Annotated in this window: 27 protein-coding genes; 8 read left to right on the top strand and 19 right to left on the bottom strand. The window is 57.0% G+C overall.

The window, feature by feature from the left end; all coding sequences use genetic code 11:
- Positions 1 to 24: 24 nt before the first annotated feature.
- The 4 genes from ccoP to ccoN are packed head-to-tail and all read right to left on the bottom strand — an operon-like array spanning position 25 to position 3,153.
- The gene (gene ccoP / locus C7H09_RS18350; protein WP_106765480.1) at positions 25 to 915 is read right to left on the bottom strand and encodes a cytochrome-c oxidase, cbb3-type subunit III; all 891 of its coding nucleotides are present in this window, start codon (positions 913 to 915) and stop codon (positions 25 to 27) included.
- Positions 912 to 1,097, bottom strand: a complete 186-nt coding sequence (locus C7H09_RS18345; protein WP_106765477.1) for a cbb3-type cytochrome oxidase subunit 3 — start codon at positions 1,095 to 1,097, stop codon at positions 912 to 914. The genes ccoP and C7H09_RS18345 overlap by 4 nt, the downstream gene beginning before the upstream one ends.
- Before the next feature lie 4 nt (positions 1,098 to 1,101).
- Positions 1,102 to 1,710 carry a cytochrome-c oxidase, cbb3-type subunit II gene (ccoO, locus tag C7H09_RS18340; protein WP_106765474.1) on the bottom strand — a complete coding sequence of 203 codons (609 nt, stop codon included), beginning with the start codon at positions 1,708 to 1,710 and terminating at the stop codon, positions 1,102 to 1,104.
- A gap of 12 nt (positions 1,711 to 1,722) precedes the next feature.
- Positions 1,723 to 3,153 (bottom strand): cytochrome-c oxidase, cbb3-type subunit I, encoded by a 1,431-nt coding sequence (ccoN, locus tag C7H09_RS18335; protein ID WP_106765472.1) that lies wholly within the window; start codon positions 3,151 to 3,153, stop codon positions 1,723 to 1,725.
- Between the two features lie 221 nt (positions 3,154 to 3,374).
- On the opposite strand from ccoN, the gene C7H09_RS18325 reads away from it, so the two are divergent.
- Entirely contained in the window at positions 3,375 to 4,022 is a 648-nt protein-coding gene (locus C7H09_RS18325) for an alpha/beta fold hydrolase (RefSeq protein WP_106765468.1), read from the top strand.
- Here the strand turns inward: C7H09_RS18325 and C7H09_RS18320 are convergent.
- Positions 4,000 to 5,865, bottom strand: coding sequence for a sensor domain-containing diguanylate cyclase (locus C7H09_RS18320; protein WP_106765465.1), 1,866 nt, complete (start codon positions 5,863 to 5,865; stop codon positions 4,000 to 4,002). The two genes, C7H09_RS18325 and C7H09_RS18320, sit on opposite strands and share 23 nt — an antisense overlap.
- 130 nt (positions 5,866 to 5,995) lie before the next feature.
- Here C7H09_RS18320 and rlmM point away from each other — a divergent pair, with 130 nt between their 5' ends.
- Entirely contained in the window at positions 5,996 to 7,072 is a 1,077-nt protein-coding gene (gene rlmM / locus C7H09_RS18315) for a 23S rRNA (cytidine(2498)-2'-O)-methyltransferase RlmM (RefSeq protein WP_106765462.1), read from the top strand.
- A 10-nt stretch (positions 7,073 to 7,082) separates the two neighbouring features.
- On the opposite strand, the gene C7H09_RS18310 is transcribed toward rlmM, so the two are convergent.
- Positions 7,083 to 7,376 carry an antibiotic biosynthesis monooxygenase family protein gene (locus C7H09_RS18310; protein WP_106765460.1) on the bottom strand — a complete coding sequence of 98 codons (294 nt, stop codon included), beginning with the start codon at positions 7,374 to 7,376 and terminating at the stop codon, positions 7,083 to 7,085.
- A gap of 82 nt (positions 7,377 to 7,458) precedes the next feature.
- On the opposite strand from C7H09_RS18310, the gene tusA reads away from it, so the two are divergent.
- The gene (tusA, locus tag C7H09_RS18305; protein ID WP_165794847.1) at positions 7,459 to 7,701 is read left to right on the top strand and encodes a sulfurtransferase TusA; all 243 of its coding nucleotides are present in this window, start codon (positions 7,459 to 7,461) and stop codon (positions 7,699 to 7,701) included.
- A 15-nt stretch (positions 7,702 to 7,716) separates the two neighbouring features.
- On the opposite strand, the gene dsbD is transcribed toward tusA, so the two are convergent.
- Positions 7,717 to 9,594 (bottom strand): protein-disulfide reductase DsbD, encoded by a 1,878-nt coding sequence (gene dsbD / locus C7H09_RS18300; protein WP_106765458.1) that lies wholly within the window; start codon positions 9,592 to 9,594, stop codon positions 7,717 to 7,719.
- A gap of 120 nt (positions 9,595 to 9,714) precedes the next feature.
- Between dsbD and C7H09_RS18295 the strand changes: the two genes are divergently transcribed.
- The 3 genes from C7H09_RS18295 to pdxB are packed head-to-tail and all read left to right on the top strand — an operon-like array spanning position 9,715 to position 12,753.
- A complete protein-coding gene (locus C7H09_RS18295; protein WP_106765456.1) occupies positions 9,715 to 10,305 on the top strand; it encodes an elongation factor P hydroxylase in 591 nt (196 codons plus the stop codon).
- Complete coding sequence (locus tag C7H09_RS18290) at positions 10,302 to 11,576, top strand: DEAD/DEAH box helicase (RefSeq protein WP_106765454.1); 1,275 nt, start codon at positions 10,302 to 10,304, stop codon at positions 11,574 to 11,576. Before C7H09_RS18295 ends, C7H09_RS18290 begins: the two co-directional genes overlap by 4 nt.
- A gap of 22 nt (positions 11,577 to 11,598) precedes the next feature.
- Positions 11,599 to 12,753 carry a 4-phosphoerythronate dehydrogenase PdxB gene (pdxB, locus tag C7H09_RS18285; RefSeq protein WP_106765451.1) on the top strand — a complete coding sequence of 385 codons (1,155 nt, stop codon included), beginning with the start codon at positions 11,599 to 11,601 and terminating at the stop codon, positions 12,751 to 12,753.
- A gap of 76 nt (positions 12,754 to 12,829) precedes the next feature.
- Here the strand turns inward: pdxB and htpX are convergent, their stop codons facing one another.
- The 3 genes from htpX to C7H09_RS18270 all read right to left on the bottom strand — a co-directional run bounded on the left by htpX (position 12,830) and on the right by C7H09_RS18270 (position 15,492).
- Positions 12,830 to 13,714: a protease HtpX gene (gene htpX / locus C7H09_RS18280; RefSeq protein ID WP_206074360.1), complete on the bottom strand. Its 885-nt coding sequence runs from the start codon at positions 13,712 to 13,714 to the stop codon at positions 12,830 to 12,832.
- A gap of 96 nt (positions 13,715 to 13,810) precedes the next feature.
- The gene (locus C7H09_RS18275) at positions 13,811 to 14,266 is read right to left on the bottom strand and encodes a hypothetical protein (protein WP_106765447.1); all 456 of its coding nucleotides are present in this window, start codon (positions 14,264 to 14,266) and stop codon (positions 13,811 to 13,813) included.
- Positions 14,267 to 14,277: 11 nt separating this feature from the next.
- Positions 14,278 to 15,492 (bottom strand): pyridoxal phosphate-dependent aminotransferase, encoded by a 1,215-nt coding sequence (locus C7H09_RS18270; RefSeq protein ID WP_106765445.1) that lies wholly within the window; start codon positions 15,490 to 15,492, stop codon positions 14,278 to 14,280.
- Positions 15,493 to 15,710: 218 nt separating this feature from the next.
- Between C7H09_RS18270 and C7H09_RS18265 the strand changes: the two genes are divergently transcribed.
- The gene (locus C7H09_RS18265; protein ID WP_106765442.1) at positions 15,711 to 16,196 is read left to right on the top strand and encodes a glutathione peroxidase; all 486 of its coding nucleotides are present in this window, start codon (positions 15,711 to 15,713) and stop codon (positions 16,194 to 16,196) included.
- Between the two features lie 9 nt (positions 16,197 to 16,205).
- Here the strand turns inward: C7H09_RS18265 and C7H09_RS18260 are convergent, their stop codons facing one another.
- Positions 16,206 to 18,212 (bottom strand): ATP-binding protein, encoded by a 2,007-nt coding sequence (locus tag C7H09_RS18260; protein WP_106765440.1) that lies wholly within the window; start codon positions 18,210 to 18,212, stop codon positions 16,206 to 16,208.
- Positions 18,213 to 18,259: 47 nt separating this feature from the next.
- Positions 18,260 to 19,030: a hypothetical protein gene (locus C7H09_RS18255; protein ID WP_106765438.1), complete on the bottom strand. Its 771-nt coding sequence runs from the start codon at positions 19,028 to 19,030 to the stop codon at positions 18,260 to 18,262.
- A gap of 231 nt (positions 19,031 to 19,261) precedes the next feature.
- Between C7H09_RS18255 and C7H09_RS18250 the strand changes: the two genes are divergently transcribed.
- Entirely contained in the window at positions 19,262 to 20,272 is a 1,011-nt protein-coding gene (locus C7H09_RS18250; protein WP_106765534.1) for a LysR family transcriptional regulator, read from the top strand.
- On the opposite strand, the gene C7H09_RS18245 is transcribed toward C7H09_RS18250, so the two are convergent.
- The 7 genes from C7H09_RS18245 to C7H09_RS18215 all read right to left on the bottom strand — a co-directional run bounded on the left by C7H09_RS18245 (position 20,261) and on the right by C7H09_RS18215 (position 26,744).
- A complete protein-coding gene (locus C7H09_RS18245) occupies positions 20,261 to 21,229 on the bottom strand; it encodes a GNAT family N-acetyltransferase (RefSeq protein ID WP_106765533.1) in 969 nt (322 codons plus the stop codon). The genes C7H09_RS18250 and C7H09_RS18245 overlap by 12 nt on opposite strands.
- Positions 21,230 to 21,232: 3 nt before the next feature.
- Positions 21,233 to 22,384 carry a cupin domain-containing protein gene (locus C7H09_RS18240; RefSeq protein WP_106765435.1) on the bottom strand — a complete coding sequence of 384 codons (1,152 nt, stop codon included), beginning with the start codon at positions 22,382 to 22,384 and terminating at the stop codon, positions 21,233 to 21,235.
- Positions 22,385 to 22,398: 14 nt separating this feature from the next.
- On the bottom strand, positions 22,399 to 23,766 hold the full coding sequence (gene purB / locus C7H09_RS18235; RefSeq protein ID WP_106765433.1) for an adenylosuccinate lyase: 1,368 nt from the start codon (positions 23,764 to 23,766) through the stop codon (positions 22,399 to 22,401).
- 79 nt (positions 23,767 to 23,845) lie between these two features.
- Complete coding sequence (hflD, locus tag C7H09_RS18230) at positions 23,846 to 24,466, bottom strand: high frequency lysogenization protein HflD (RefSeq protein ID WP_106765431.1); 621 nt, start codon at positions 24,464 to 24,466, stop codon at positions 23,846 to 23,848.
- Positions 24,463 to 25,641 (bottom strand): tRNA 2-thiouridine(34) synthase MnmA, encoded by a 1,179-nt coding sequence (gene mnmA / locus C7H09_RS18225; RefSeq protein WP_420844201.1) that lies wholly within the window; start codon positions 25,639 to 25,641, stop codon positions 24,463 to 24,465. Before mnmA ends, hflD begins: the two co-directional genes overlap by 4 nt.
- A gap of 48 nt (positions 25,642 to 25,689) precedes the next feature.
- Positions 25,690 to 26,139: an NUDIX hydrolase gene (locus C7H09_RS18220; RefSeq protein ID WP_106765427.1), complete on the bottom strand. Its 450-nt coding sequence runs from the start codon at positions 26,137 to 26,139 to the stop codon at positions 25,690 to 25,692.
- A complete protein-coding gene (locus tag C7H09_RS18215) occupies positions 26,136 to 26,744 on the bottom strand; it encodes a pseudouridine synthase (protein ID WP_106765424.1) in 609 nt (202 codons plus the stop codon). The genes C7H09_RS18220 and C7H09_RS18215 overlap by 4 nt, the downstream gene beginning before the upstream one ends.
- Positions 26,745 to 26,888: the final 144 nt, after the last annotated feature.

The raw sequence follows: 26,888 nt of genomic DNA, 5'->3' as shown, positions 1-26,888 counted from the left end.
AGGGCAAGCCTGGCCGGGTCTGACTCAGTTGGACAGGCTGTAGACGTAGGCGGCCAGAATCTGGATCTGGTCAGCGGTCAAACGACCTTCCTGCTTGGGCATCTGGTTCTGGCGACCGTTGACAACGGTCTCCTTGATCCACTCGTAGGTGGAGCCATAAAGCCAGACATTGTCAGTCAGGTTCGGTGCGCCCATGGCGGCCATACCGGTGCCGTCGGCACCGTGACACGCGGTACAGGCCTGGGCGAACACAGCGGCACCGGCTTCTGCAGCGGCAGCGTCTTTTTCGCGGCCACTGAAACTCAGTACGTAGTTCACCACCTGGTCTACCTGCTCGTTGCTCATGTTCGGCATAACGCCTTTGGCGGGCATATTGCCGTTGCGACCCTGTGCAATGCTGTGCAGGATCTGCTCAGGCTCGCCGCCCCACAACCAGTCGTCGTCGGTCAGGTTGGGGAAGCCCACCTGGCCACGAGCTGCAGTGCCATGGCATACCGAGCAGTTGTTGGCAAACAGCCGCTGGCCGATTTTCATCGCATCCTGATTCTGCGCCAGTTCGGGGATGGCCGTCTGGCCGTACTGGGCGTAGATTTCACCGTACTTCTCGTCGGCAGCCTCTACTTCCGCTTCCCACTGGTTAGCGGATGTCCAACCCAGCAGGCCTTTGTAATTGCCCAGGCCAGGGTAGAGTGCCAGGTAACCCAAGGCGAATACGCAGGTTGCTATGAACAAATAGAACCACCACTTGGGCAGAGGGTTATCGTATTCCTCAATGCCGTCAAAGGAATGCCCCATGGTCCGATCGGTCTCTGTGTCGCTGGTCTGGCTCTTACGAGTTGCCCAGAGCAGCCACCAGCATCCGAAGACGGTACCGAGCACGATCACGCTGATCCAGATGCTCCAAAAGGTACTCATTGTTTTTTCTCCATTTTTTCCTGTTCGAGAGTACGCTTTTCCACTTCCTCGTCATCGAAGGGAAGTTGAGCTGCCTCGTCGTTCGCCTTCTTCCGATGGGCGCTGTAGGCCCACCAGATGATGCCCAGGAATACTGCCATTACCAGCAGCGAGTGAATTCCACGTAACTCGTTGATATCCATCGGATCACCGTTTCTCTGAAATCACGGTACCCAGCTGTTGCAGGTACGCGACCAGAGCTTCGATTTCGAATTTGCCTTCAATCTCGCCGGCGGCACTGGCTACTTGCTCATCGGTGTAAGGTACACCCAGCGTTTGCAGTGTTTTCATCCGCGCCTCGATAGAGCCGTGGTCTACACGGTTTTCGAACAGCCAGGGGAAAGCAGGCATGTTGGATTCAGGAACCACGCTGCGGGGATCGTACAGGTGCTGGCGTTGCCAGGCATCTGAGTAACGACCGCCTACGCGGGCGAGGTCTGGTCCGGTACGCTTGGAGCCCCACAGGAAGGGACGGTCGTATACAAACTCACCGGCAACGGAGTAGTGGCCATAACGCTCGGTCTCGGCCCGGAAGGGACGGATCTGCTGGGTATGGCACACGTGACAGCCCTCGCGAATGTAGATGTCGCGGCCTTCCAACTCCAACGCCGACAGAGGCTCAAGGCCTTCTACCGGCTCGTTCACACTCTTCTGGAAGAACAGCGGCACAACTTCGGCCAGAAAGCCGCCACTGATGGTCAGGATGATCAGAACAATCATCAGGCCCAGGTTTTTTTCGACTATTTCGTGTCTCATCTGGTCTCTCCCTTACGCCGCCTGGATAGCTGCGTTGTCTTCTGCTGCAGCTTCCTTCTGGCGAACGGTCATGTAGACGTTGTAAGCCATGATGACCATACCGGCCAGGAAGAGCACGCCGCCCAGGAAGCGGACAAAGTAGCCCGGATAAGAAGCTTCAAGAGCTTCAACAAAGCTGTAGGTCAGGGTGCCGTCGGCGTTGACTGCGCGCCACATCAGGCCCTGCATAATGCCGTTGACCCACATGGCGGCGATGTAAAGCACAGTACCAACAGTGGCCAGCCAGAAGTGCACGTTAACCAGCGGAGTACTGAACATTTCCTTCATGCCCCAGAGCTTGGGAATCAGATGGTAAATTGCACCGATACTGATCATGGCAACCCAGCCCAGCGCGCCGGCATGAACGTGACCAATGGTCCAGTCTGTGTTGTGGGAAAGGGCGTTAACGGTCTTGATAGACATCATCGGGCCTTCAAAGGTGGACATGCCGTAGAACGACAGGGAAACCACCAGGAAGCGCAGGATCGGGTCTGTGCGCAGTTTGTGCCAGGCGCCAGACAGCGTCATCATACCGTTAATCATGCCGCCCCAGGACGGAGCCAGCAGAATCAGTGACATGACCATGCCAGCCGTCTGCGCCCAGTCTGGCAGTGCAGAGTAGTGCAGGTGGTGGCCACCGGCCCAAACGTAAGTGGCAATCAGCGCCCAGAAGTGAACAATGGACAGGCGGTAAGAGTAAACCGGACGGTTGGCCTGCTTGGGAACGAAGTAATACATCATACCCAGGAAGCCCGCAGTCAGGAAGAATCCAACCGCGTTGTGCCCGTACCACCACTGGATCATGGCGTCGGTAACACCGGCATAGGCGGAGTAGGACTTGAAGGCGGTGGCAGGCAGCGCCATGTTGTTACCGATATGCAGAACGGCAATGGTGAGGATAAACCCGCCATAGAACCAGTTGGCCACATAGATGTGCGGCGTGCTGCGCTTGGTGATGGTGCCAAAGAAGACCAGAGCGTAGGTTACCCACACAATCGCGATCGCGATGTCGATGGGCCATTCCAGCTCGGCGTATTCCTTGGAGGACGTCAGGCCCATTGGCAGAGTAATGGCAGCCGCCAGAATAATGGCTTGCCAGCCCCAGAAGGTGAACGCGGCCAGGCCGTCCGAAATCAGGCGAGCCTGACAGGTACGCTGTACAACGTAATAGGACGTTGCAAACAGGGCACTACCACCAAAACCGAATATTACGGCGTTGGTGTGCAGCGGCCGTAAACGGCCGAAATGGGTAAACGGCAGGTCGAGGTTGAGGGATGGCCACACCAGCTGTGCTGCAATCAACACACCCAGAGCCATACCTACAATACCCCACACCACTGTCATGATGGCGAACTGTCTCACCACCTTGTAGTTGTATGTCAGGTTTGTATTTGCTGTGCTCATAGCCTTACCAATGGGTTCAGAAAGGGGAATTATGCGGGCGCAAGTATGGAGAAACGGTCATTCCTTTGCAATGATCAAGATCAAGTAATGACATTCGTCAAATCCCCTGGAATAGGCCGGTTTGCCAGTAAGTTGCGGGGATTTCAGAAGGTATTTGAGGCATCCCTGAGCGGAATTGGTGCAGATGCTGTATACAAATTGACAACCAGAAGGATTGAAGAGTGACGCGTATTACCAGTGAAGGCTTCGGTAAAGGCTGTGAAAAGGTAATCATTCTCGCCCATGGCGCGGGTGCGCCGATGGATTCACCTTTTATGACGATGTTGGCGCAGTCTTTGGCAGGCGAAGGCATTGAGTCGCTGCGTTTCGAGTTTCCTTACATGGCACAGCGCCGCGCAGACGGGCGAAAAAGGCCACCCAATCGCCAGCCAGTGCTTCTGGACGCGTTTCGGGAGCAGGTGGCAGGCGTAAGGGCCGAGTTGGGTGACGGTTGTGAGGTCTGGATTGGCGGCAAATCCATGGGTGGGCGTATGGCATCGATACTGGCCAGCGAGTCGCCCGAGCTTGTTTCAGGTGTGGTTTGCTTCGGCTATCCGTTCCATCCACCGGGCAAGCCAGATAAATGGCGGACAGAGCACTTTGCTTCGCTCAGCCCGCCCACCGCGATTATTCAGGGCAGCCGGGATCCTTTCGGAAAGCAGCTAGAGGTTCAGGCGCGGGCACCACTGCCAGGTAATATTCGGCTCTGCTGGCTGGAGGGTGGTGATCATGACTTCAGACCTCTGGCCCGCCAACCACAAACCCAGCCGGATCTGATTGTTCAGGCAGCCCGTTATGCGGGGGAGTTTATGCTTCAGGCTTCCGGGTGAGTGCTTTGTCCCCGTCGCGCCAGATCATCACCTGGTCCCGGCCGGAGTGTTTGGCGTCATAAAGGGCGGCGTCGGCCCGATTGAAGAGTGCCTGGGCATCTTCATTCCGCCGGAGTTGCGCAATACCCGCGCTGAGTGTAGGGGCTACGTACTTGTGATCCGGTGTTGCGACGGGTGTTTGCCGAGTGGCCTGGAGTATTGCCTGGCATACAGTCAGAGCGCCTTGAGTGTCTGTATCTGGCAGTATCAGGGCGAACTCTTCGCCACCGAACCGGAAGGCGGCGTCTCTGGGGCGCTTAAGTTGCGTGCGCAGGGTGTCTGCAATCTGCCGCAGGCACTGGTCGCCAAAATCATGGCCCCAGGTGTCGTTAATGCGTTTGAAATGATCGGCGTCCAGTAAAGCAAGTGTAAGCGGCGCACCGGAGCGGCTTGCTTCACGGCAACGTTGTGAAAGCTGGTTGTCCATGTGGCGTCGGTTGAACAACCCGGTCAGCGCATCATTCAGGCTGAGCGCGGCCAGTTGGCGGTTAGCTTGCTCCAGCTCTTTCATGGCATGGCGCAATTGGGCCGTTCGCTCGTTCACCTTGAGCTCAAGGCCGGTGCGGGCCTCGTGTTCAACGTCGAAAAGCTTCTGGTTTAGCAGCCGCCAGCGTTGTACCAGTGCGTAGTTCAGCAAAATAACCTGGGTGCCGACCACGGCCTGCATCATCACTTCGCGGGCCTGGTAGTCCCCAAGATATCCGAACGCGGCCAGCGCGTACACCATGGCGCCGGTTACCATTACGCCCCAGGCAGAGAGATACCAGATGGCAGGCAGGTAGCCCTGGCGCCAGCGGACAAAGGCGATGATCTGCAAGGTGGCAATTACGATCAGCGTCAGCGCCGTATTCATGAGGATGGATTTGTTATAAGGGATCAGGAATGTCAGAACAAGAAAGCCCACAATGATGGTGACCAGGCTTTGCAGAGCTTTTTCGGCCAGTGTGCCCCTGGCTACTTCCAGAAATGACCAGCCGAATAGCGTCATGGCCAGGGCACACACCATCAAGGTGACGGGAATGGAGTAGTAGGCCAGCGTTGTGTTTTCCGGCCAGAAGTACTGGTTGGCAAATCCGCCCATAATGAACAGAAAGAGGCCCATGGACGCAATGTAGAATGCGTTGTAGAAATAGTAGCGGGTGTGGGAACTGGCGAACAGCAACAGATTGAAGACCGCCAGAATCGTCAGCGCACCGTAAAAGAGGCCGTGAATCAGGGTGAGCTGGTTACTGTCGGTAATGATTTCACTTGCTGTGTACAGGCTCAGGGGTACGTTCAGGGCGCCACTGCTGTGTACGCGCAGATAGATATCCAGGGTTTCGCCCGGATCCAGTGTGACGGGCAACAGGAAATAGCGGTAATCTATGGCCCGACTGGCAAAGGGACGTTGATCTCCGGTAAGCAGCGGTTTCTCTGTTGAGAGTTGGTTGTGTCGCTGCCAGAAGCGGACATCGTCCAGGAGTGGATAGTGGAGTTCGAGAAACCACTGGTGTGGCTCATCGCCCGTATTCCTGATGCTCAGCGTAATCCAATAGACGGCGCTGGTCTGGCTGAATACCAGATCCAGTCCGCGGGCAGGCTGCCAGGCCAGGGTTGCGGGCAGCGCCTCCGGGCTGTCTGCTGTGTGGGCCGGGCTATTGAGTGCAGCAGCGTAATAGCACAAATAATGGTTGATGTTGTTTCTGGCCGCTGGATCGCTGGCGTCGAGGGTTGGGCAGGGCGCAGCCGCCAGGCCCGGGCTGGAGAGTAGCAGGCTTGATATGACCATGATCCAGGCCAGTAGCGTCCTCTGATGCAGCATCATCCCTTGTCCATGCGGTATGAGTCGGAAAGTGTAGCCAAAGACCACAAATGTTGCCGTTAAACGGCTTCAATTTTTGATGTTGCCAGAGCGTCGGCTTTCTGGCGGCAGCAGCACTCTAAAAGGTTTTTTAATGCAACAGCTTATGTTGGTATGTCGGCCGGGCTTCGAGGCCGAGGCCGGGCAGGAACTGGTTGATCTGGCAGCGGCAAAGGGGGCCTTCGGCTACTTCCAGCCGGTTCGCAACGCGGGGCTGGTGAGGTTTACCCTGAGTAGCGAAGAGTCCGCCGAGCACCTGATGGCGAGGCTTCACCTTGACAATCTGGTGTTCACCCGTGACTGGCTGGTGTTGCTCGGTGATTGCTCTTTGCCAGCGAAAGATCGGGTGGGGGCAGTTGTCGACTTCCTGAAAGACGCCGACTGGGCTGGCTCATTCGCCGAGCGAGTGGAAATCCGGGTTCCGGAGACCAATGCAGACCGGGATCTGGGCAATTTTGCCAGGAAGTGGGCCGCGCCTCTTTCACGGACTCTCAAGCAGGCGGGGTTGCTGGTATCAGAGGGGGGGCTGCAGCCTCGGGCGCGCCTTGAAGTGTTCTTGCTGAATTTCGAAACGGCGGTTATTGGCTACAGCCTCACGGGCAACCGGGCGGCCTGGCTGTCTGGAATTCCGCGGCTGAAACAGCAGGCCTCTGCGCCCAGCCGCTCCGCACTGAAGCTGGAGGAAGCCTGGAAGGTCTTCATTCCCGCTGAATACTGGCTGGATTACCTGGGTGGAGGCAAGAAAGCCGCAGATCTCGGAGCTGCGCCGGGCGGCTGGACCTGGCAACTGGTGCAGCAGGGTATGATGGTGACGGCAGTCGATAACGGCCCGATGAATGCTGAGCTAATGGCCACCGGGCATGTGGAGCATGTTCAGGCCGATGGTTATACCTGGCAGCCCCGGCGAAGTATAGACTGGATGGTGTGCGATATTGTGGACAAGCCAAGGCGCACGGTGGATCTGGCGCTGGCATGGGTCACCGGTAAGCTGTGTCGCTATACCGTGTTCAACTTGAAGTTGCCGATGAAAAAGCGCTACGAAGAATGGCTGGTCTGCCGGGAGAGGTTGCTGGACGGGCTGGAAAAGGCGGAGCTGAACTGTCGGGTTCGGGCGCGCCACCTTTACCACGACCGTGAGGAAATCACCTGTTTTATCGAACGGTTGGATTAATAGCCCGCAGTTACGGCATCGCGCTTTGCTCAAGCACAGTGATCATTTCGTCACGATCCATCATAGGGGCCAGTTCCGCCATGAGTTCCTTGCGATCCGGCGAGTGGTACCAGCGATCCCAATCGGCTTCTGAGCGCCAGTTGGCCAGGGTGATCCGGTGGTTGGGATCGTGGCTGTCCACCAGGGTCTCACCGGAAATAAAACCGGGGGTGTTGACTGCCCGTTGCAGCACTTTCCTGGCCCGTTCTTCGTAGGCCGTTTCCAGTGTTTCGGCGATGTGGCGTTCGATTAATACCCTAATCATGTTACGTACCCTTTGTTTTCGTTGCTATAAACAATAATTTAGCAGTAAATAACAGAAAATCACGCTATTCAGGAGGTTGGAGTTGGCAATACAGAATCACGACGCAGAACTGGATGCCCGGGGCCTGTTTTGCCCGGAGCCGGTGATGATGCTTCACACCCGCATGAATGAAATCCCCGTGGGGCAGGTGTTGCGAGTGGTCGCAACAGATCCGTCAACCACCCGTGATGTGCCACGGTTTTGTCAGTTCCTTGGCCACGACCTGTTAAGCCAGGAAGAGGCGGACGGGCTCTTCGTCTACCTTATCCGCCGTTGTGAAGGGTGAGGGCAGGGCGCGCGGTCAGATGGCCCGTTTAATGCTTCGGAGGTGATCGAGGAACTGTTGCCTGTTCATCTCGCCAAGCACCCGCGCATCACCCAGCTCTCTGCCGCCTGGCTGATAGAACAGAATGGCGGGCGGCCCGAACAGCCCCAGCTCATCCAGAAGTGCTTGCTGCTCCGGCGTGTTGTCGGTCATGTCAATCTGTAACAGAGTAAAGGGTGCGAGCGCCTGAATCACCTGTGCATCGCTGAAGACATTCCGCTCCATAATCTTGCAGGAAATACACCAGTCAGCATAGAAATCCAGCATCACAGGCTGGCTGTTGCGGCGCGCTTCGGCCAGCATGGTACGGATTTGCTTCGGCTCTTCCACCCGCTGGAAACCGGCATGACTGGCCGGGCCCGGAGTGGCGGCAGATGATGCGGAGGCGGTAAACGGCGCCAGCGGACGAAGGGGGTCATCTGCGCCCGTCACGGCGCCAGCCAGCAGCGCGAGTCCGTAAGCAAAAAATACCAGGCCAAAGCCTTTGCGGGTACGTTGCCAGCCTGCTTTGGCGGCGTCAAAGGCGCCCAGCTGCACGCCGGTAATTGCCACCAGTAGCCCCCAGAGTGTCAGGCCCATCCACACCGGCACCAGCCGTTCCACCAGCCAGATGGCAACGGCCAGTAAAAGTACGCCGTAAAAATGCTTGATGGTCGACATCCAGTGCCCGGAGGACGGCAACAGCGAGCGGCCACCCACCGCGACCAGAATCAGCGGTACGCCCATGCCAAGACCCAGAGCCAGCAGAGAGAGCCCACCAATAACCGCATCCTGAGTGGTGGATATATACAGCAGGCTGCCTGCCAATGGCGCAGAAACGCAGGGTGAAACAATCAGTGCAGACAGAGCGCCGATACCGAAAATGCTGACAACGCGCGAGCCGGTAAGCTGATGGCTGGCGTTATTCAGCGGGTCGCGGATGAACCTGGGTAACTGGATTTCGAACAGGTCGAACATTGACAGTGCAAACACCGTAAACAGGGCCGCAAACACGCCGAGCACCCAGGGCGACTGCAGCTGCGCCTGCAGGTTGAAGCTGGCTCCGAGAAGGCCGGTGATGACCCCGGCGGCGGCGTAGGTGAGCGCCATTCCCAGAACATAGCTGCCGGATAGCAGCAAGGCGTGACCCGTTGTACGGGTGTTACGGCCGGATACCATCGACGAGATAATAGGCACCATGGGCAGCACGCAGGGGGTGAAGGTAAGCCCAAGCCCCAGCAGGAAGAACACGCCGACAATCATCCACACCGACTGGCTGGACAAAAAACCGGCCAGGCCGGTGGCGGTTGATGTGTTCGCGGCGGTGTTTTCAGTCGAACCGGATTTGCTGGTGCTGCTGGCGCTTGCCGGGTTGACGTTATCACCGCTGCCCGCGTAGTAGAGAAGATCCCTGGTCTGGGGCGGATAACAAAGCCCGGCTTCGGCGCAGCCCTGGTAGGTAACTTGCAGCTGGGCTTCCTTGACGCCGTCCGGCAGGCTGACCGGCACGCGAGCGGTGACCGGATCATAGAACACCGTGGTTTCACCGAAAAACTCATCGTTGGTCAGGGTGCCATCCAGGGAAAATTCGGGTTTGCCCGTGCGTGCGCCCTCAGTCAGGCTGGTGATCTGAATCCGCTCCAGATAAAGGTAATGCCCGGGTGCTATATCCCAGGATAAATCTACGCTACCGTTGCCGGTGGTGTAGTTGAAAGGCAGCGCCTGGTCGACCGGCAGAAACTCACTGTTACCGAAAGCGCTGCTCCCGGCTCCGAAGGCCTGAACCTGAGCTGATATAAGCAGGAAGGCCAGTGCGGCGAAAAGATGATTCAGGCGATCGTTAAAACTGAGCACTCTGGCCTTGGCTAACAACATGGATCCGGCGTTTCCTGCTTCTGTAGTAGATAAGTAATAGCATTGCAGCCAGTGGACACACGGGGTCAGATAAAGTTCCCACTGGTATTGGCTGCTTTAAAGTCGCACAATAGCGAACCAATGAATCACAACCCAGACGATCTTATCACGCTGTTCAATGGCCTATTCCTGGAATCACACCAGACCGTTCTGGTCAGGGGCGGGCACGAACCTGAATATCTGCCTGCCGCTGGCCCGGATGCTCCGGCGCAGGTGGTGTTTGCCCATGGCTATTTTGCCAGCGCCCTGCACGAAATTGCCCATTGGTGTATTGCCGGTGAGCAACGGCGCACACTGTATGATTACGGCTATTGGTATTGTCCCGATGGTCGAACACCGGAGCAGCAGTTTGCGTTCGAGCAGGTAGAGGTCAAGCCACAGGCGATCGAGTGCATGATGGCACTGGCGGCGGGCTTCAGGTTTAACATCAGTGTGGACAACCTGGCTGGCTCTGGTGCGGCCAACGAGACCTTATTCCGGCACAATCTGTGCCTGCAGGCCGACAGCTATCTGGCAAATGGCCTGCCAGCAAGAGCGCAAATATTTTTTGACGCATTGGTCCGGTTTTATGGCACCGGAAGCCGCATCCATGAAGACTGGACACGAACCAGAAAACGGCTCACCGGCATGCTACCGGATTTCGACCCATCAAGGATACCTGAAATTTTATGACTTCGGACATCAAACACACCGGCGATTTGCGCTTTGGTGACCTTCACCTGGACAAGCGATTGCTGGACGCCATCAGTAAGATCGGCTTCGAGTACTGCACGCCCATCCAGGCGGAAACACTACCCTGGACTCTGGCCTGTGAGGATCTTATTGGCCAGGCACAAACCGGCACAGGAAAAACGGCGGCCTTTCTGATCACCGCCATTCAGGCGTTGCTCGAAACACCGATTGCCGAAAAAGAACGTTTTGCTTCTGAGCCCCGGGTGCTGGCCCTGGCGCCCACCCGGGAGCTGGCGATGCAGATCGCCAAAGATGCCGAGCAGTTGTGCCACTACACTGGCCATAATGTGGTGACTGTGGTGGGTGGCATGAACTACGACAAGCAGCGAGAGCAGTTGCAGAACGACGTTGTCGACATTCTGGTGGCGACCCCCGGGCGGCTGATCGATTTTCTCGGATCCCAGGACGTTTTTCTGGATCAGCTGGACATTCTGATTCTCGATGAAGCAGACCGGATGCTCGATATGGGCTTCATCCCGGATGTAAAGCGGATTATTCGCAAATGCACACCGAAAGATGAGCGTCAGACTCTGCTGTTCAGTGCCACCTTCAATCAGGACGTGTTGAATCTGGCGTCCATGTGGACGCGTAATGCTGAATTTGTCGAGATCGAGCCGGAACAGAAGACCGCAGAGCGGGTTGAGCAGACCGTTTATCTGGTGGCGGACGACGAAAAATTGCCGGTGCTGGTGAACTACCTGAAGCGGCCGGAAGTGGAAAAGGCCATTGTCTTCGCCAATCGTCGGGATCAGTGCCGGGATCTTGAGGAAGATCTGAAGAACCAGGGGGTCAAAGCCGCCCTGATGTCGGGCGAGATCGCCCAGAACAAGCGCCTGAAAACACTGGATCAGTTCAAGAAGGGGCAGATCCAGGTGCTGGTGGCCACCGATGTCGCCGGGCGCGGTATTCACGTAAACGGCGTGACCCATGTATTCAACTACAACCTGCCGGACAACGCGGAAGACTATGTTCACCGCATTGGCCGCACAGGCCGGGCGGGTAAAACCGGGGTATCTGTCAGTTTTGCCGGTGAAGATGACGCCTTTGCACTGCCGGCGATTGAAACCTATATCAGCCAGAAGCTGAAGACCACCGTGCCGGACGAGAGCCTGGTGATAAAAATGGATAATCCGCCCATTACCCGCAAACGGGGTGGCCGTCGGCCGCAGGGCGGTGGTAACCGGGGCGGCAGTCGTCCCCGTCGTTATTGATAGTCAGCTGGAGATTAGCACTATGTTGATCGTTGCCGACGAGAACATTCCTCTCTTGGATTCGTTCTTCGGAGACATCGGTGAAATTCGTCGGGTGAATGGCCGTAATCTTGGGCCGGGAGATGTCCGGGACGCGGACATTCTTCTGGTGCGTTCAGTTTCCCGGGTGAATCAGTCGCTGCTTGAGGGGTCCCACGTCCGGTTTGTGGGCACAGCGACCATCGGTACCGATCACATCGATCTTGCTTACCTGAGAGACAAAGGTATCGGATTTGCCGCAGCCCCCGGTTCCAACGCGACCAGCGTGGCGGAGTACGTGCTTTCAGTGGTTTCGCTGTATGCTGAAAAATGCGGTCTCGAGGACTGGACCGGCCTGTCCGTGGGTGTGGTTGGTGCCGGTAATGTTGGAGGGGAACTGGCCCGGGTACTTGTTCGTCTTGGGTTCAAGGTCAAGCTTTGTGACCCGCCACGGCAAGATCGTGAGCCAGAGAACGCCGACGATTTTGTTGGCCTGGATGACATTCTGGGTTGCGACGTTATCACCTTGCACACGCCATTAACCCGGAGCGGTGCTCACCCTACGGAAAAAATGATTGCCCGGGAGGAACTGTCACGTCTGGGCGAACATCAACTGCTGATCAACTCCGGGCGTGGAGAAGTGATTGACGGCTCAGCGTTATTGGAGCGCTTGCAGCAGCCGTCTGCTCCGACGGTCGTGCTGGACGTCTGGGAAAACGAGCCGGGCATAGACCCGGCTCTGGTTGAGAAGGTTTGGCTGGCGACACCTCATATCGCGGGTTATAGCCTTGAGGGCAAGATGCAAGGCTCCGAGATGATCTACAAAGCCCTGTGCCTATTCCTTGGTTTGCCGGTGCGTAAGCAGGCGGGGCAGTTTCTGCCGCAGGCCGCGCTCAGCCAGTTGTGCTTTACCAGTAATGCAGGTCAGAACGAATCCGTGGAAGTGGCATTGAGGGCGTGTTACGACCCCCGTCGTGACGATGCGCGCCTGCGCCTGACCATGCGCGGCGACGACGCTCAGCGCGCCGAGGGATTCGACCGGCTGCGGAAGGAGTACCCGATCAGGCGAGAGTGTTCCAGCCTGAAGGTGCAGCTTAAGGGGTCGAGCAAGGCTATTCAGGACAGTTTCAAGGCTCTAGGTTTCAAGCTCCGTATGTAACCGGGGGTGGCCTTGAATAATGAAAAAAGGGCGCAATCGCGCCCTTTTTTCGTTGTTGATTATAGGCTCTGTAACGTCAGGCGGCAGCGTTCTTCAGTGCTGCGATCCGCTCATCCAGTGGCGGGTGAGTCATAAACAGGGCGGCCAATCCCTGCCGGGCGCCTCGGTTAATTCCGAAGGCCTGCAGGGTATCGGGCATCTGATCTGGCACTTCACTTTCCTGTTTCAGGCGGGCGAGAGCACTGATCATGGCCGATCTGCCAGCCAGTTGCGCACCGGCAATATCGGCACGGAACTCCCGGCGGCGGGAAAACCAGAAGACAATGGTGCTGGCTAAAATGCCAAGCACGACCTCGGCAATCATGCTGACCACGAAAAAGCCGATGCCGTGGCCGTCTTCATTTTTGAAGATGACCCGATCAACCAGGGAGCCGATAACGCGGGAAGCGAAAATTACGAAGGTGTTTACAACGCCCTGAATCAGAGCCAGCGTTACCATGTCGCCATTGGCCACATGGCCGATCTCATGGCCCAGTACCGCACGGATTTCATCTTTGCTGAAACGGCTCAGCAGCCCTTCACTTACCGCTACCAGCGAGTTGTTCCGATTCCATCCTGTGGCAAAGGCATTTGATTGTTGCGCCGGGAAAATGGCAACCTCCGGCATTCCGATTCCCGCATTTTTTGCCAGTTCCGCCACGGTCTCCACCAGCCAACGTTCGGCGGGGGTGCGGGGCGAATCGATAACCCGTGCCCGGGTGCTCCACTTTGCCATTGGCTTGGAAATCAGAAGTGAGACCAGCGAGCCTGCGAAACCGAACACTGCGGCAAAGGCCAGTAATGAGCCGTAGTTCATCCCCTGCTGGGCAAGATAGCTGTCGACACCCAGCAATCTCAGGGTGAAACTCGCGACCAGAACAACGGCCAGGTTGGTGGCGAGGAAAAGTAGAATGCGCATGATGTTTCCTGTTCAGACAAACGGATAGGTGGTGTGGCTCTATGACCGGTATATGTGGTTCAGGTTCAGTGCTTCAAGGGTCTAAACCGCATTTAATGATCAGCCTTCACTGAAGAACGCAGACTGCACCGCCAGCGCAATCTGGCTGGAGCGACCGCTTCTGATCGCCGCACGGAGCAGGTTTATCCGGGTAGAGCGATCCTGCAGGACTGAGGGCGGAAGGTCAGCATCAGAGCTGGCGGGCGCCAGCTGATCCACCAGTGCTCGAGGTGCGGTTGAACTCAACCGAACGAAGGCAGCTCTGGTAAGCACAACCTGATCCAGAGCCTCCTGTCGGATGGTATCAACATAGCGTAACAGGCCCTCTTCTGAGAGCCAGAGCAGTGCGCCGAAACAGGCCATGTGGCGCTTGCTGTGAAGCCCGAACTCATCGGGCTGATCTGGCCCGGAAATGTCTTCAACAAACAGGTTGATGCGCCGTGGAAAGGCGCCGTAGAGCTGCACCAGAGCCACCGCGACGTCTTTGTAGAATTCTTCAACGTGGATGTCGGCCATAGCTACTCTGATTACTGCCGGTAGTGTTCCAGGAAGTTGCCCAGCCTGCCCATGGCATCTTCCAGACTATCTTTGCGTGGCAGGAACACCACCCGCAGGTGTTGCTTATCGTCTATGTTAAAAGCCGACCCCTGAACCAGCAGGATTTTTTCCTGCAACAGCAGATCCAGAACCAGCTTTTCATCATTCACGATCGGGAACTGCTTCGGGTCCAGGCGCGGGAACAGGTACAGTGCCCCCATTGGCTTTACACAGCTGACGCCGGGGATGTCGTTGAGCATGCGCCAGGCGATTTCGCGCTGTTCATAGAGCCGGCCACCCGGGGTAACCAGGTCGTTAATCGACTGATAGCCACCGAGGGCTGTCTGAATCGCCAGCTGGGCTGGCACGTTGGCGCACAGCCGCATATTTGACAGCATGTCGATGCCTTCTATCAGATCCCTGGCGCGATGCTTCGCTCCGCTGATAATCATCCAGCCCGAACGATAGCCAGCTGCTCGATAATTTTTCGACAGGCCATTGTAGGTAAAGAACAGAACGTCGTCGGCCAGTGATGCAACGGAGGTATGCTGGGTGCCGTCGTAAAGAATCTTGTCGTAGATTTCGTCGGCCAGAACAATCAGGTTGTGCTGACGGGCGAGTTCAATCACCTGATGCAGCAGCTCCTCCGAATAGACGGCTCCGGTCGGATTGTTGGGGTTGATCAGTACAATGGCCCGGGTCCGGCGGGTAATCTTTTTGCGAATATCGTCGATATCCGGGAACCAGTTCTGTTGCTCGTCGCAGTGGTAGTGCACCGGCTTGCCGCTGGACAAGGTTACTGCGGCCGTCCACAGGGGGTAGTCCGGGGCCGGAATCAGCACTTCGTCTCCGGTATTGAGCAGCGCCTGCATGGACATCACGATCAGCTCACTGACACCGTTGCCCAGATAAATGTCGTCAATGTCGACTTTGGCAATGCCCCGTTGCTGGCAGTAGTGCATGACCGCCTTGCGGGCGGAGAACAGACCCTTGGATTCCACATAACCCTGGGCCAGGTGCATGTTATGGATGACGTCCTGCTGGATTTCTTCGGGAACATCCAGCTCGAAGGTTGCCGGGTTGCCGATGTTGAGTTTCAGAACCCGATGGCCTTCTTCTTCGAGCCGTCGCGCCTCGCGCAGAACCACGCCACGAATTTCATAGCACACGTTGTCGAGCTTGGCGGATTTGAAAAAGTTCTGCATGGGAGTTTGCGTCCTTCGCTAACATTCTGATGGAGGCCGGAAAAACCGGAACACCTATTCTAGCGGAGGGAGGCCGTGGGGCAACAGGGGCAAATGTGTGGAATTGTGGCGAAATGAGGCACTGCGGTGGCTGGTTCTCGCTTTCGGGACGTATCAGTTGATTGTGCAGAGGGTATTTTGCACCATTCGGCGAAGTTCACCCATTTAAAGGAAAGTTTATGTCATCCCCGACCATATACGACTTCACGGCAAAGGACATCAAAGGGCAGGAGGTGTCACTCGGAGATTATCGCGGCGAGGTGTTGCTGATCGTGAATACGGCGTCCAAATGCGGTTTTACCCCCCAGTTCGAGGGTTTGCAGGCGCTGCACCAGAAACTGTCCGGCAGTGGCCTTGCGATACTGGGCTTTCCCTGCAACCAGTTCATGAATCAGGATCCGGGGAACGACGACAGTATCAGCCAGTTCTGTTCACTGAACTACGGGGTGGAATTCCCCATGTTTGCCAAGGTGGATGTGAACGGTGATGGCGCACACCCCCTGTTTCAGTTTCTCAAGCGCGAAGCCCGGGGGGTGATGGGGTCGGAGAAAATCAAATGGAATTTCACCAAGTTTCTGGTTAACCGAGAAGGCCAGGTTGTCCGGCGTTATGCACCAACGGTGAAACCGGAAGACATCCGGGCCGATATCGAAGCTTTGCTCTGAGCCGGGAACCTACAGATCATCACTGCCCGGGGGCGGCGAATTTGGCTGGCCCCAGTGGTTGATCACCGCCCTCAACTCGTCACGGTTGTACGGCTTGGTAATGTAGTCATTCATACCGGATGCCAGGCAGTCTTCCCGATCCCCCTGCATAACGTTGGCGGTGACGGCTATGATCGGTATCTGCTGCCAGCGCGGGTTCCTGCGGATTATTCGGGTTGCCTCATAGCCGTCCATCACCGGCATCTGGCAGTCCATCAGCACCAGATCGTAGGTTTGACGTTGCAGTGCTTCGATGCCCTTTTTGCCGTTCTCGGCAAGGTCCACCCGGTGCCCGAGTTTCTTCAGCAGACTGCTGGCCACCAACTGGTTTACCTGGTTGTCCTCAACCAGCAGGATGTTCAGGCTAACCCCTTCTGTTGCCCCGGCCGGATTCTGTGGCGGGGGTGGCGTGAGCAACTGGTGCTCAGGTTGGTGCACGGGCAGCGGCAGGGTTACGGTAAAGTGGGTTCCCCTGCCTTCCTGTGAGTCGACGCGGATACGACCATGCATCCGATCCACCAGTTGCCGGCACAGGGTAAGTCCCAGGCCGGTGCCGCCGTAGAGCCGGGTGGTATCGGTATCGGCCTGGGCAAACGGAGAGAATATCCGCTGCAGGCCGGTTTTGGACATACCGATCCCCGTATCGATCACCTCCAGGGTCAGGGTGCCGCCAGACCAGCCTGCGCGGATTGTTACACTGCCGCTGTCAGTGAACTTGATGGCGTTGCTCAACAGGTTGTTCAGCACCTGGCGAATTCGTGTGGGGTCACCCAGAAAACTGCCAGGCATGTCTGGTGCAGTTTCATTGATCAGCGTGATCTGTTTCTTACGGGCCTGTTGCGCATGCAGCGTGCTGCACTCCTCGATCAGGCTGCGGGCGCTGAAGGGAATCGTCTCCAGGCTGAGCTTACCAGCTTCAACTTTGGAAATGTCCAGAATATCATTCAACAGGCTGAGCAGGCTCTGGCCCGCGGTCAAGGCGATTTCAAGTCGGTTCCGCTGGCTATCATCCTGTTCGCTGTCCAAAGCCAGGCCAAGCATGCCCAGAACGCCATTCAACGGAGTGCGGATCTCATGGCTCATGCTGGCGAGAAAGTTTGCCCGGGCCCGGGCGCGCCTTACCGCATCTTCTTTGGCCCGAACCAGAGCCCTGTTGCCCCTTTGCAGAGCCTCGTTTTTTTCCGAAATCTCCCGTGTACGATCTTCCACCTCCTGCTCCAGTTCACTGGAGTAATTTTTGATGGCGCTTTCTGCTTTTCGAAGCTGGATAACACTTTGTTCCATGTTGGCCAGGTGCTGGTTGACGATCCCCACCATGGTGCCGATTTCATCGCGCTCATGGTGTTCGGGCACCGGGAGCCGGACTGTTTCCGGAGAGCTGGCTTTCACCTGGCTCAGGGCATTGATCACGCTCATCATGGGCCGTGTAAGCACCAAGTAGAAGATAGCCAGCAGCGCGCCGGATAACGCCAGGCTCTTGAGCATGCCGATGATCAGTGTGTTGGTGGCCCGTGACAGAAACTGCAGGCCATAGTGATAGGTGTCGACGGTCAGCACCAGGTGCCCCAGCGGAAGATCCGCCAGTTGCGATACCCGGAGCTCCTGGCTGAAGACACGATTGGCCCCGAACAGCAAATCGCTGGCCCAGCGGTAGCGGGACTCGGGGCTGCTGCGGCTGGCCGCTGCCATGGTTTGTTTGTCGCTGTCGATAATGCGGGCATCGATGGTGGCCGGATGTTGCAACAGTCCGTCGAGCAGCTCCTCTGCAAGCCGTGTATCTATGTTGTAGGCAATCTGGGAGGCCGGGCTCTGGCTGATCATGATAAGAGCCCGGACTTCCTGTTCCATGGCGTCTCTGGCAACAAAATAGTCGAGCGTGATTTGCAGAAGATTCAGTACCAGGCCCAGCACCATGGCCACCAGAACGGTATCCCGGGTCAGGCGATAGGAGAGGCGTTGTCGGACTCGATTAAACACGATGACAGCGGGTTCCGCAGATGGCTCGTGATGATTGTCGGGATAGGTCAGTTATCGTAGTCAGCCTTTTTCTTCCAGGAATCATCATCTTCAAGAAAGTGATCCCATTCTTTGTCGAGCTTGGCAGAACTGTCTGCATCAATGGCCCCCTGAGCGCTCATGGCTTCGAGTTCTTTGATCCGGGTGCGGAAACTCTTGACGGCCTTCATTGCCAGGGGATTGTCCCGCGATTTCCCGATTTCAGTGCTGGCCAGATGATAGGCATGAATGGCTTTGCGTATTTCGTTCTGGCGGATGTAATCGCGGGCCTGAAATACGTGCAGGTCGGCATGGGTCTTGTGCACCAGAAACAGCACATACTTCAGGTTCTTTTTTGCAGTAGCGGCATCCACACGCCCGGCCTTATGCTGGCTTTCGATCAGCTTGAACAGGCTTTGCAGTAATGCTTTGGTGTCGTTAGCCTTTTCCGGAGAATCGATACGGGTTGCCCGGCGCTGGTCGGTCTTCCCCGCAACCTTCTGGCGGGTTTCCTGAACACTGGCTAACCAGTCCTTTACCGGCTTCTCGCTTTTCAATGCCATCAGCTCCTTGCAGGCATCTTCCATGCATTTGAGCAAAAATAGCTTCAGGTCGTCGGTCAGGTATTGGCCCGGAATATCAGTAAAAAGGCGGGAAGCCCGTTTGTAGGCGTCTTCCTGGCGGGTCATTCTACGAGCCCGCTCTATCCGTGCCTTTTCCCGCATCTGGCTGATGACAATGATGATGAGGGACGCGGCAACAATGCCTGCGAGCAGTAACACAATGGTGGTGGTGTCCATGATTCGGGCCAGGCTCCGGATAAAAGGTGACGGCTGGCGAGCCTTTGATTGCCTGCTACGGGCATGACGGCCTGCAGCAGGATAACAACCTGAAAGACTAGCAGAAAACCGGCTGCCCGTCTTTTATGTGAGAGTCTGAACAGACAAGCTATTCAATTGATGAATTTTGATTGGCTGGTATATTTAAGCGATGAATATCATAGTTTGGATCCGGCTTTGGAGGTGTGCCCCGTGAATTTGTCTCGGGTGGATTTGAATTTACTGGTTTACCTTGATGTATTGTTGCGGGAGCGCAACGTAACCAAGGCTGCCAGCCATCTTGGCATAACCCAGCCAGCCATGAGCAACGGATTACGCCGCTTGCGGGATATGTTCGGTGACCCGCTGCTGGTGCGCACCAGCGAGGGGATGACGGCGACAGAACGGGCGAGGGAGTTGCAGCCCCTGGTTCGGGGCATACTGGCTGATATCGAGCAGGCGGTACAGGAGAAAACGCCTTTTCTGGCCCACGAAAGCCAGCGGGTATTCCGGATCATGGCCAGTGATTACGCTGAATCCTGCCTGATGCCGCGAGTGTTACGGCGTATTCGGCAGGAAGCGCCCTCTATAACTCTCGACGTGCTGACGCCCAGTGATGTCAGTTTTCTGGACGTTGAGCAGGGGCGTCTTGATATGGCCATCAACCGCTTCGACAAGATCCCGCAGTCGTTTCATCAGAAAACCCTGTGGACCGAGTACTTCGCGTGCCTGATGAATGCCCGCAACCCTATTCTGAAGGTTCCGTTTACCCTTGATACCTACCTGGATGCCAGTCATATCTGGGTCAGTAAAACTGGCTTTGGCGTTGGTACCGGGGTAAACCCGAAGGATGTCCAGAGGCTGGGGTGGGTAGACGAGGCACTGGGCCGCATGGGCAGAAAACGGCAGATTTCCGTGTTTACCCGACACTACCAGGTGGCGATGCTGCTGGCCGGGCAGCACGATCTGATTGCGACCTTGCCGTCACGGGCGGCCTGGCTGCAGAAGGACAATGACAATCTGGTGGTTAAGGTGCCGCCGTTTGAAATCCCGCCATTCGAGCTGAAAATGGCCTGGAGCCCTCTGCTGCAGCACAATGCCGATCATCAGTGGCTACGAAAGCTGATTGCCGAGGTAGCGGAAGAGGTGGATGAAGAGTTTGCTCCTTTCGGAGCCCGGTTCGAGTCTCCCCAGGTGCTGCCGATGTCACGCTCAGAGCGGTAGTTCACGAAGTTCCAGAGAAGGGCGGGCAGCATCCCACATTTTCTGGAATGCTTCCGACAGGATTCTCACCCGCCCGTGAGCCGAGAAATCGGCAAAGCCCTCGGGCTTGTCGAAGCTATGGCGATACAGAACGCCCTGCCGATCTACCAGCAGGAAGGGCTGATCTTCGAAAGGGTAGTCCGGGTTGACCAGGCGCAACTCGACCCGGCTGGTAAGCCTTCGCATCAGCTCGACCAGTTGATGGCGCCGCTTGACCAGGGGTTTGTCGTCGTGGATCAGCAGGCGGACTTCGCTGATCCTGTGGCGGCGTGCCAGCGCCGAAACCAGTTCGCGCAGCCGGTGCCGGTCGTACAGGTCGTGGTCGAGAACCTGGTCATAGAGCCACAGGCGCTGACCGGCCTGGCCTACCAGTGAATCCATCAAATCCCGAAGCGAGCAGTCCTTGTCGAACAGCCAGGATTCGCTGTCTGCGCCGAGAATCAGCGGGTTAGCGTGATTGCGGCCCGCGCGATGGGCAAGGGCAGGTGCCAGACAGCGCATATCAAGGTGGGGAATGCCCGCGTCGTCGTAGGGTCGCGCAGACGCCGTATGAAATCCGCGGCGCTGATAGAAACCGATGGCATGTTCCTGGGCGGATAACCGGAGTTCCTGATAGCGCCCTGCAGCCTCCGACAACAGGTGGCACAATAACGCATCGCCGACACCCAGACCGCGGAATTCAGGCAGCACCGCCATTCGGCCTATGTAGCCGGTCTCCTCAAGAGCCGAGAACATTCGGGCGGTAGCAACCGGACGGTTATCGCGGTCAACCGCCAGATAATGATCTGCGATCTCGTCGGTTGCGTCCCACTCGAGATCTGGTGGTACCCGCTGTTCATCCACAAATACCCGTTGCCGGATATCCCGAATGGATCCCGGCGCGAGCTGCCAGCTGTATTGTCGGAATCTCAGTTCCATCATTTACTCGAAGTAGACTGAACCCTGATTGTAGAGATTGGTCAGCAACCCCAGCAAGGCCGGATCGGCGGCAAAATGCGATAGTGCCGTCATATCGATGCGGGATCTGGCACAGAGCAGGGTGGCAAGTGGCCTGGCATCACCTTTGAGCAGGTACTGCTCACCATCAACAAACAGGGCCGTTTCATCGTGCAGTTCGTGGTAAGCGAAGCGCGAGCCTTCATTCCAGCGCAGCTGTTCGCCGGCGTGGATGGCTGCCGCCAGATCTTCCGCCTCGGCTGGCTCTTCTGCGGGGACAACAATGTCCATACTTTTGGGTGAAGTGGCGAACTGACCGAACCAGAGTGCGAGATTGCGCCGATCCCCCAGCTGTTCGCAGATGACCGCGTCCAGCCGGTCAATAACATCGGGTGCGATGGTGCCGGGGTTATCCTGAATTTGCAGGTCGGGATCGTCCAGGTGCGCGGACGCCGCCTCTTTCTGGCTTAGAAAGTCAGTAAAGCTGGTGAGCACGTCATCCACCGTTGGCGAGCGGAATCCGACGGAAAGCGTAATGCAGTCATCTTCGGCGACACCATGGTGACCGACACCGGGAGGCAGGTAGAGCATATCGCCCGGAGCAAGTGTCACGGTTTCTTCGCCATCCCAGCTGCTCAGAATTCGCAGGGGCGTTCCTTCCACCCGGGGTGACGTGTGGTCGCAATGGCCGCCAAACGTCCAGCGGCGGTGGCCCTGAGCCTGAAGCAGGAACACATCATACATGTCATAGTGCGGGCCCACGCTGCCGCCTTTGGGGGCATAGCTGGCCATGATGTCATCCAGCCGCCAGTTGGGGATAAAGCGGAAATGGTCGAGAAGGTCGGCAATTTCCGGTACCCAGTGGTCGAGCCCCTGCACCAGCAGCGTCCAGTCCTGAGCCGGAAGTTCGCTGAAGCGTTCCGGGTTGAAGGGCCCATTGTGCAGTTGCCAGGGTTTGCCGGCGTCGTTCTCGATTACGATGCGGGATTCGACGGTTTCTTCGCAGGCAAGCCCTGCCAGCTCATCCTGGCTGACCGGGCACTGGAATCCGGGAAATGCCTGGCGGATGATCAGCGGTTTTTTCTGCCAGTAATCGCGCAGAAATTTGGTGGGTGTAATTCCGCCAAGCATGTCCATGGTGTTACTCCGAGTCAGATGGCACGCGCCTGTTCAACGGCGTTTCCAATGTAGTTGTCCGGGGTCAGGGCGCGTAGTTCTGCCTTGGCCTGCTCCGGAATATCCAGGGTTTCTACGAAATTCTTGATGACTTCTGGGGTCATGGCTTTGCCGCGGGTCAAGTCTTTGAGTTTTTCGTAGGGTTTTTCGATGTTATACCGGCGCATCACGGTCTGGATGGGCTCGGCCAGCACTTCCCAGGCCTGATTCAGGTCTTCATCAAGGCGGGCAGGGTTGATTTCCAGTTTGCCCAGGCCTTTGAGGGTGGCTTCGTAGGCAATCAGGCTGTGGGCGAAGCCAACGCCAAGGTTGCGCAGTACCGTGGAGTCAGTCAAATCGCGCTGCCAGCGTGAAATCGGCAGCTTGGCAGACAGATGACCGAAAATGGCGTTGGCGATGCCCAGGTTGCCCTCGGAGTTTTCGAAATCGATGGGGTTCACCTTGTGGGGCATGGTGGAGGAGCCCACTTCACCGGCCACGGTTTTCTGCTTGAAGTAACCCAGCGAGATATAGCCCCAGATGTCCCGATCCAGATCGATCAGGATGGTGTTGAAGCGGGCGATAGCATCGTACAGTTCGGCAATGTAATCGTGGGGCTCGATCTGTGTGGTGTAGGGATTCCAGTCCAGGCCCAGGCTCTCGATAAACGCTTTGGCATTGGCGGCCCAGTCGACCTGGGGGTAGGCAGACAGGTGGGCATTGTAATTGCCTACTGCGCCATTAATTTTTCCCAGAAGTTCTACGGCTCGGATTTGTTTCAGCTGGCGGCGCAGCCGGTAGACTACGTTGGCCAGTTCCTTGCCTACCGTCGTGGGAGAGGCTGTCTGGCCATGGGTGCGTGACAGCATGGGCTGTTCGGCGTGGGTCTTGGCCAGTTCGGCCAGCTTGTCGATGACCTTTTCCATGCCTGGCAGCAGGCCATGATCAAGACCTTCGCGCAACATCAGAGCGTGGGACAGGTTGTTGATGTCCTCGGAGGTGCAGGCAAAATGCACGAACTCGGTAACCGCGTGCAGTTCCGGAACCTCGGCGATCTTTTCTTTGATCAGATACTCAACTGCTTTGACATCGTGATTGGTGGTGCGTTCGATTTCCTTGATGCGCTCGGCATCGGCCAGACTGAACTCGCTGACCAGCTTGTCGAGAAAGTCATTGGCTTCGGCAGAGAAAGCTGGGACTTCGGTAATAGCCGGATGTGCCGCCAGAGACTGGAGCCAGCGGATTTCGACGGTTACCCGGTTACGGATCAGGCCGTATTCACTGAAGATACTGCGGAATACGCTGACTTTACTGCCGTAGCGGCCATCGACCGGAGAAATAGCGGTCAGGGCGGTGAGTTCCATCGAAAACCTCTCAGTTCATCAAAGAAAAATCGGATCGGAAAAGTGAAGACGCTAATGATACACCAGCCAGCGCGCTGAATCAGCGCAGCAATTCCCGGGCGTGGTTGATCACTTTCTTGCGGGCGAAAATAAGTTGTAAGCGGTTGCCGCCACTTTGCCGCCAGAGCACGGCGGAGCGGATGCCTGCCAGCAGCAGTGCCCGCACCTTGTCGGCGTTTTCGGTGCGCTGGAGAATCTGCGGGCTGCCACTGACCTGGATGCGCAGGCGAAAGGTACTGATGGTATCGGCATAGATGGATGCCAGATTGCTGATCAGATTGCCGTGGCTATAGCCGAAATGGCTGGCGGTATGCCGCGCCTGCTCTATGCGGCTGCCGATGACATCAAGCATGTCCGGGTTACGCTTGAGCTGGGATTCCAGTTGTATCAGGTTCAGAACGTAACGGATGATCTCCATGTCCTGGCTGCGACCGCGCTCGGCAAGCACGGTAGACAATACCCGCAGGCCTTCCCGAAGATCTGTCATTTCACCACCGTAAACATCAAGAGTGGTGGCCGCGTCTGTGGCAAACAGGGAGCGGATGCAGGTTTCAAAGTCTGCTTCGTTGCAAGAGCCCTGATGGGCAACCTGCCGGACTAGCGAGGCAGCCTGACACAGCCCTGCCAGTGCCAGTGTGCGGTCATGAAGGGTTTTGCTCATGCCTGGCTCCCTGCGGGGGGCTGGGCGGATAGCCTGGCTGGCGGTGCTTCGCTGTCTCGCCAGGTCTCTTCGATGACCCCGCCGCCGAGGCAAATGTCGCCCTGGTAAAACACCACTGATTGCCCCGGGGTAACCGCCCTTTGTGGATCGTCGAAGACGACTTTCACGCCGGACTCCAGCACGGTAACGTCGCAGTTCTGGTCGGGCTGACGGTAGCGCGTTTTCGCCTTGCAGCGGAACTGCTGTGAAGGCGGTGCGCCAGCCACCCAGTCGATGGGGCCAGACATCAGGCCCCGCGAGAACAGAAGTGGATGGTGTTTGCCCTGAACCGCAACCAGTACATTTCGTTGCAAATCCTTTTCAGCAACGTACCAGGGCTCATCGTTGAAGTCAGCGAGCCCGCCAATGCCCAGGCCCTGGCGCTGCCCGATGGTGTGATACATCAACCCCTGATGCTTGCCAATCACCTGGCCGTCGGGCGTTTCAATGTTACCGGGTTGTGCGGGCAGGTATTGCTTGAGAAAATCGGTGAATTTGCGTTCGCCGATAAAGCAGATACCGGTGGAATCTTTTTTGTCATGGGTGATGAAGCCCTGTGCTTCGGCAATTCTGCGCACTTCGGGCTTTTCCAGCTCGCCTACCGGGAACAGGGTGCGGGCGATACGTTCTCCGGATACCGCGTGCAGGAAGTAGCTTTGATCTTTATTGGGATCCAGCCCCTTCAACAGCTGAGCCCGGCCGCTGCCATCGCTCAGGGGGCGTTGCCGGGTGTAGTGGCCGGTCGCTATAAAGTCTGCACCCAGGGTCACGGCGTAGTCGAGAAATGCCCGGAATTTTACTTCCTTGTTGCACAGTATATCCGGGTTGGGGGTTCGCCCGGCCTGGTACTCTGAAAGGAAATGTTCGAAGACACGATCCCAGTATTCTGCGGCAAAGCTGGCGGTGTGCAGCTTGATGCCAATAGCGTCGGCAACCGCCTGTGCATCCGCCAGATCGGTCATTGCCGTACAGTATTCGGTGCCGTCGTCTTCGTCCCAGTTCTTCATGAACAGGCCCTCCACCTGATACCCCTGGTCTTTCAGGAGCCAGGCTGCCACAGAGGAGTCGACACCGCCGGACATGCCGACGATCACACGGGTGTGTTCGGGGGGGTTGCTTTCGGGCATTTGCGTCATTGAATCCGGTCACCGCTAAAAACGGCTGATGTTAACATTATCTCTGGACTACGTCTGTTCATCCACGATGACATCAAGAGGAAAACGGCGACCGTTTCGGTAATCCTCGATACAGCGCACCACCATCGGGCTTCGCAGCTGGTTGCCCAGTTCCCGGATCTCCGGAAGGCTCAGCCAGTGCGCCCGAATAATGCCGGTGTCCAGTTCATCGGTAACATGGCGCACGGCGTCGGCGGCGTAGCAGAAGCGGTGGTAAGTAGCGCCGTTGGCGGGGGCCTTGTAGGTGTAGAGGCCAAGAAAGTATGTTGGCTCAACTTCCCAGCCGGTTTCTTCGAGAGTTTCACGGCGAACAGCATCAATAACCGCTTCATTTTCCTCGATGTGACCGGCGGGTTGGTTGAATACGACTTTGCCCCCGCTGACTTCTTCAACCAGCAGAAAACGCCCTTGTACATCTTCCACGATGACAGCAACAGTCGCGTGCGGTTTCCAGGTCATGGCTGTTTGCGCCTCCAGCGCGTGCGGTTCTTTTCCTGTGCAGGAGTGTCCGGCATGTTGATGGAAATGGATCGGTAGTGCCCGGGTTCAAGGTTATCTATTGTCCAGTCGCCGATCTGATAGCGAATCAGCCGTAATGTGGGAAAGCCAACGGCAGCAGTCATTCGCCTGACCTGCCGGTTCCGGCCTTCGGTAATGGCCAAGGTAAGCCAGGACGTCGGGACTTTCTCACGATGGCGCACCGGCGGTATTCTGGGCCACACCGCCGGGGGCGCCATGGTGGCAGTCTTCGCAGGCCGGGTAAGGCCATCTTTGAGTTGAACGCCTCGCTCGAGCTGGCGGAGGGCGTCGCTGGTAATGCGGCCTTCAACCTGAACCCAGTAGGTTTTATGCATTTTGTTGGATGGTGAGGAAATCCGGTGTTGCAGAGGGCCGCTGTCGGTTAACAACAGAAGGCCTTCAGAATCGTAATCAAGCCTGCCTGCCGGGTAGACGCCCGGACGGTCAATCCATTCTGCGAGAGTGCGCCTGGGCGCCTTGGGCCGGTCATCGGTAAACTGGCTCAGTACATGAAACGGTTTGTTGAAAAGTATGAGCTCAGCCACGCACGAAATCCCCTTGCCCTGACGATACGGGGCACAAAGCCTACTAAAAAGGAATGCGTGAGAGAAGTTGCGGACAATCGATGGCAGCAGAAAAATCGGCCACTGGCTCTGCCAGCGGCAAACCGAAATGCGCCATCAAATGTT

This window comes from Marinobacter fuscus, assembly GCF_003007675.1.
Classification (GTDB): Bacteria; Pseudomonadota; Gammaproteobacteria; order Pseudomonadales; family Oleiphilaceae; genus Marinobacter; species Marinobacter fuscus.
Note: the sequence above shows the minus strand (reverse complement) of the source record. Positions and strands in the feature narration are given on the sequence as shown.

What these genes read in the sequence shown, in the direction of transcription:
- C7H09_RS18345 (WP_106765477.1), bottom strand. Translation starts at nt 1,097, where the DNA reads ATGGATATCAACGAGTTACGTGGAATTCACTCGCTGCTGGTAATGGCA.
- C7H09_RS18245 (WP_106765533.1), bottom strand. Translation starts at nt 21,229, where the DNA reads ATGGAACTGAGATTCCGACAATACAGCTGGCAGCTCGCGCCGGGATCC.
- C7H09_RS18290 (WP_106765454.1), top strand. Translation starts at nt 10,302, where the DNA reads ATGACTTCGGACATCAAACACACCGGCGATTTGCGCTTTGGTGACCTT.
- C7H09_RS18310 (WP_106765460.1), bottom strand. Translation starts at nt 7,376, where the DNA reads ATGATTAGGGTATTAATCGAACGCCACATCGCCGAAACACTGGAAACG.
- mnmA (WP_420844201.1), bottom strand. Translation starts at nt 25,641, where the DNA reads ATGACGCAAATGCCCGAAAGCAACCCCCCCGAACACACCCGTGTGATC.
- C7H09_RS18220 (WP_106765427.1), bottom strand. Translation starts at nt 26,139, where the DNA reads ATGACCTGGAAACCGCACGCGACTGTTGCTGTCATCGTGGAAGATGTA.
- C7H09_RS18320 (WP_106765465.1), bottom strand. Translation starts at nt 5,865, where the DNA reads ATGATGCTGCATCAGAGGACGCTACTGGCCTGGATCATGGTCATATCA.
- pdxB (WP_106765451.1), top strand. Translation starts at nt 11,599, where the DNA reads ATGTTGATCGTTGCCGACGAGAACATTCCTCTCTTGGATTCGTTCTTC.
- ccoP (WP_106765480.1), bottom strand. Translation starts at nt 915, where the DNA reads ATGAGTACCTTTTGGAGCATCTGGATCAGCGTGATCGTGCTCGGTACC.
- C7H09_RS18275 (WP_106765447.1), bottom strand. Translation starts at nt 14,266, where the DNA reads ATGGCCGACATCCACGTTGAAGAATTCTACAAAGACGTCGCGGTGGCT.
- purB (WP_106765433.1), bottom strand. Translation starts at nt 23,766, where the DNA reads ATGGAACTCACCGCCCTGACCGCTATTTCTCCGGTCGATGGCCGCTAC.
- C7H09_RS18240 (WP_106765435.1), bottom strand. Translation starts at nt 22,384, where the DNA reads ATGGACATGCTTGGCGGAATTACACCCACCAAATTTCTGCGCGATTAC.
- rlmM (WP_106765462.1), top strand. Translation starts at nt 5,996, where the DNA reads ATGCAACAGCTTATGTTGGTATGTCGGCCGGGCTTCGAGGCCGAGGCC.
- C7H09_RS18265 (WP_106765442.1), top strand. Translation starts at nt 15,711, where the DNA reads ATGTCATCCCCGACCATATACGACTTCACGGCAAAGGACATCAAAGGG.
- ccoO (WP_106765474.1), bottom strand. Translation starts at nt 1,710, where the DNA reads ATGAGACACGAAATAGTCGAAAAAAACCTGGGCCTGATGATTGTTCTG.
- C7H09_RS18295 (WP_106765456.1), top strand. Translation starts at nt 9,715, where the DNA reads ATGAATCACAACCCAGACGATCTTATCACGCTGTTCAATGGCCTATTC.
- ccoN (WP_106765472.1), bottom strand. Translation starts at nt 3,153, where the DNA reads ATGAGCACAGCAAATACAAACCTGACATACAACTACAAGGTGGTGAGA.
- hflD (WP_106765431.1), bottom strand. Translation starts at nt 24,466, where the DNA reads ATGAGCAAAACCCTTCATGACCGCACACTGGCACTGGCAGGGCTGTGT.
- dsbD (WP_106765458.1), bottom strand. Translation starts at nt 9,594, where the DNA reads ATGTTGTTAGCCAAGGCCAGAGTGCTCAGTTTTAACGATCGCCTGAAT.
- C7H09_RS18270 (WP_106765445.1), bottom strand. Translation starts at nt 15,492, where the DNA reads ATGCAGAACTTTTTCAAATCCGCCAAGCTCGACAACGTGTGCTATGAA.
- C7H09_RS18255 (WP_106765438.1), bottom strand. Translation starts at nt 19,030, where the DNA reads ATGGACACCACCACCATTGTGTTACTGCTCGCAGGCATTGTTGCCGCG.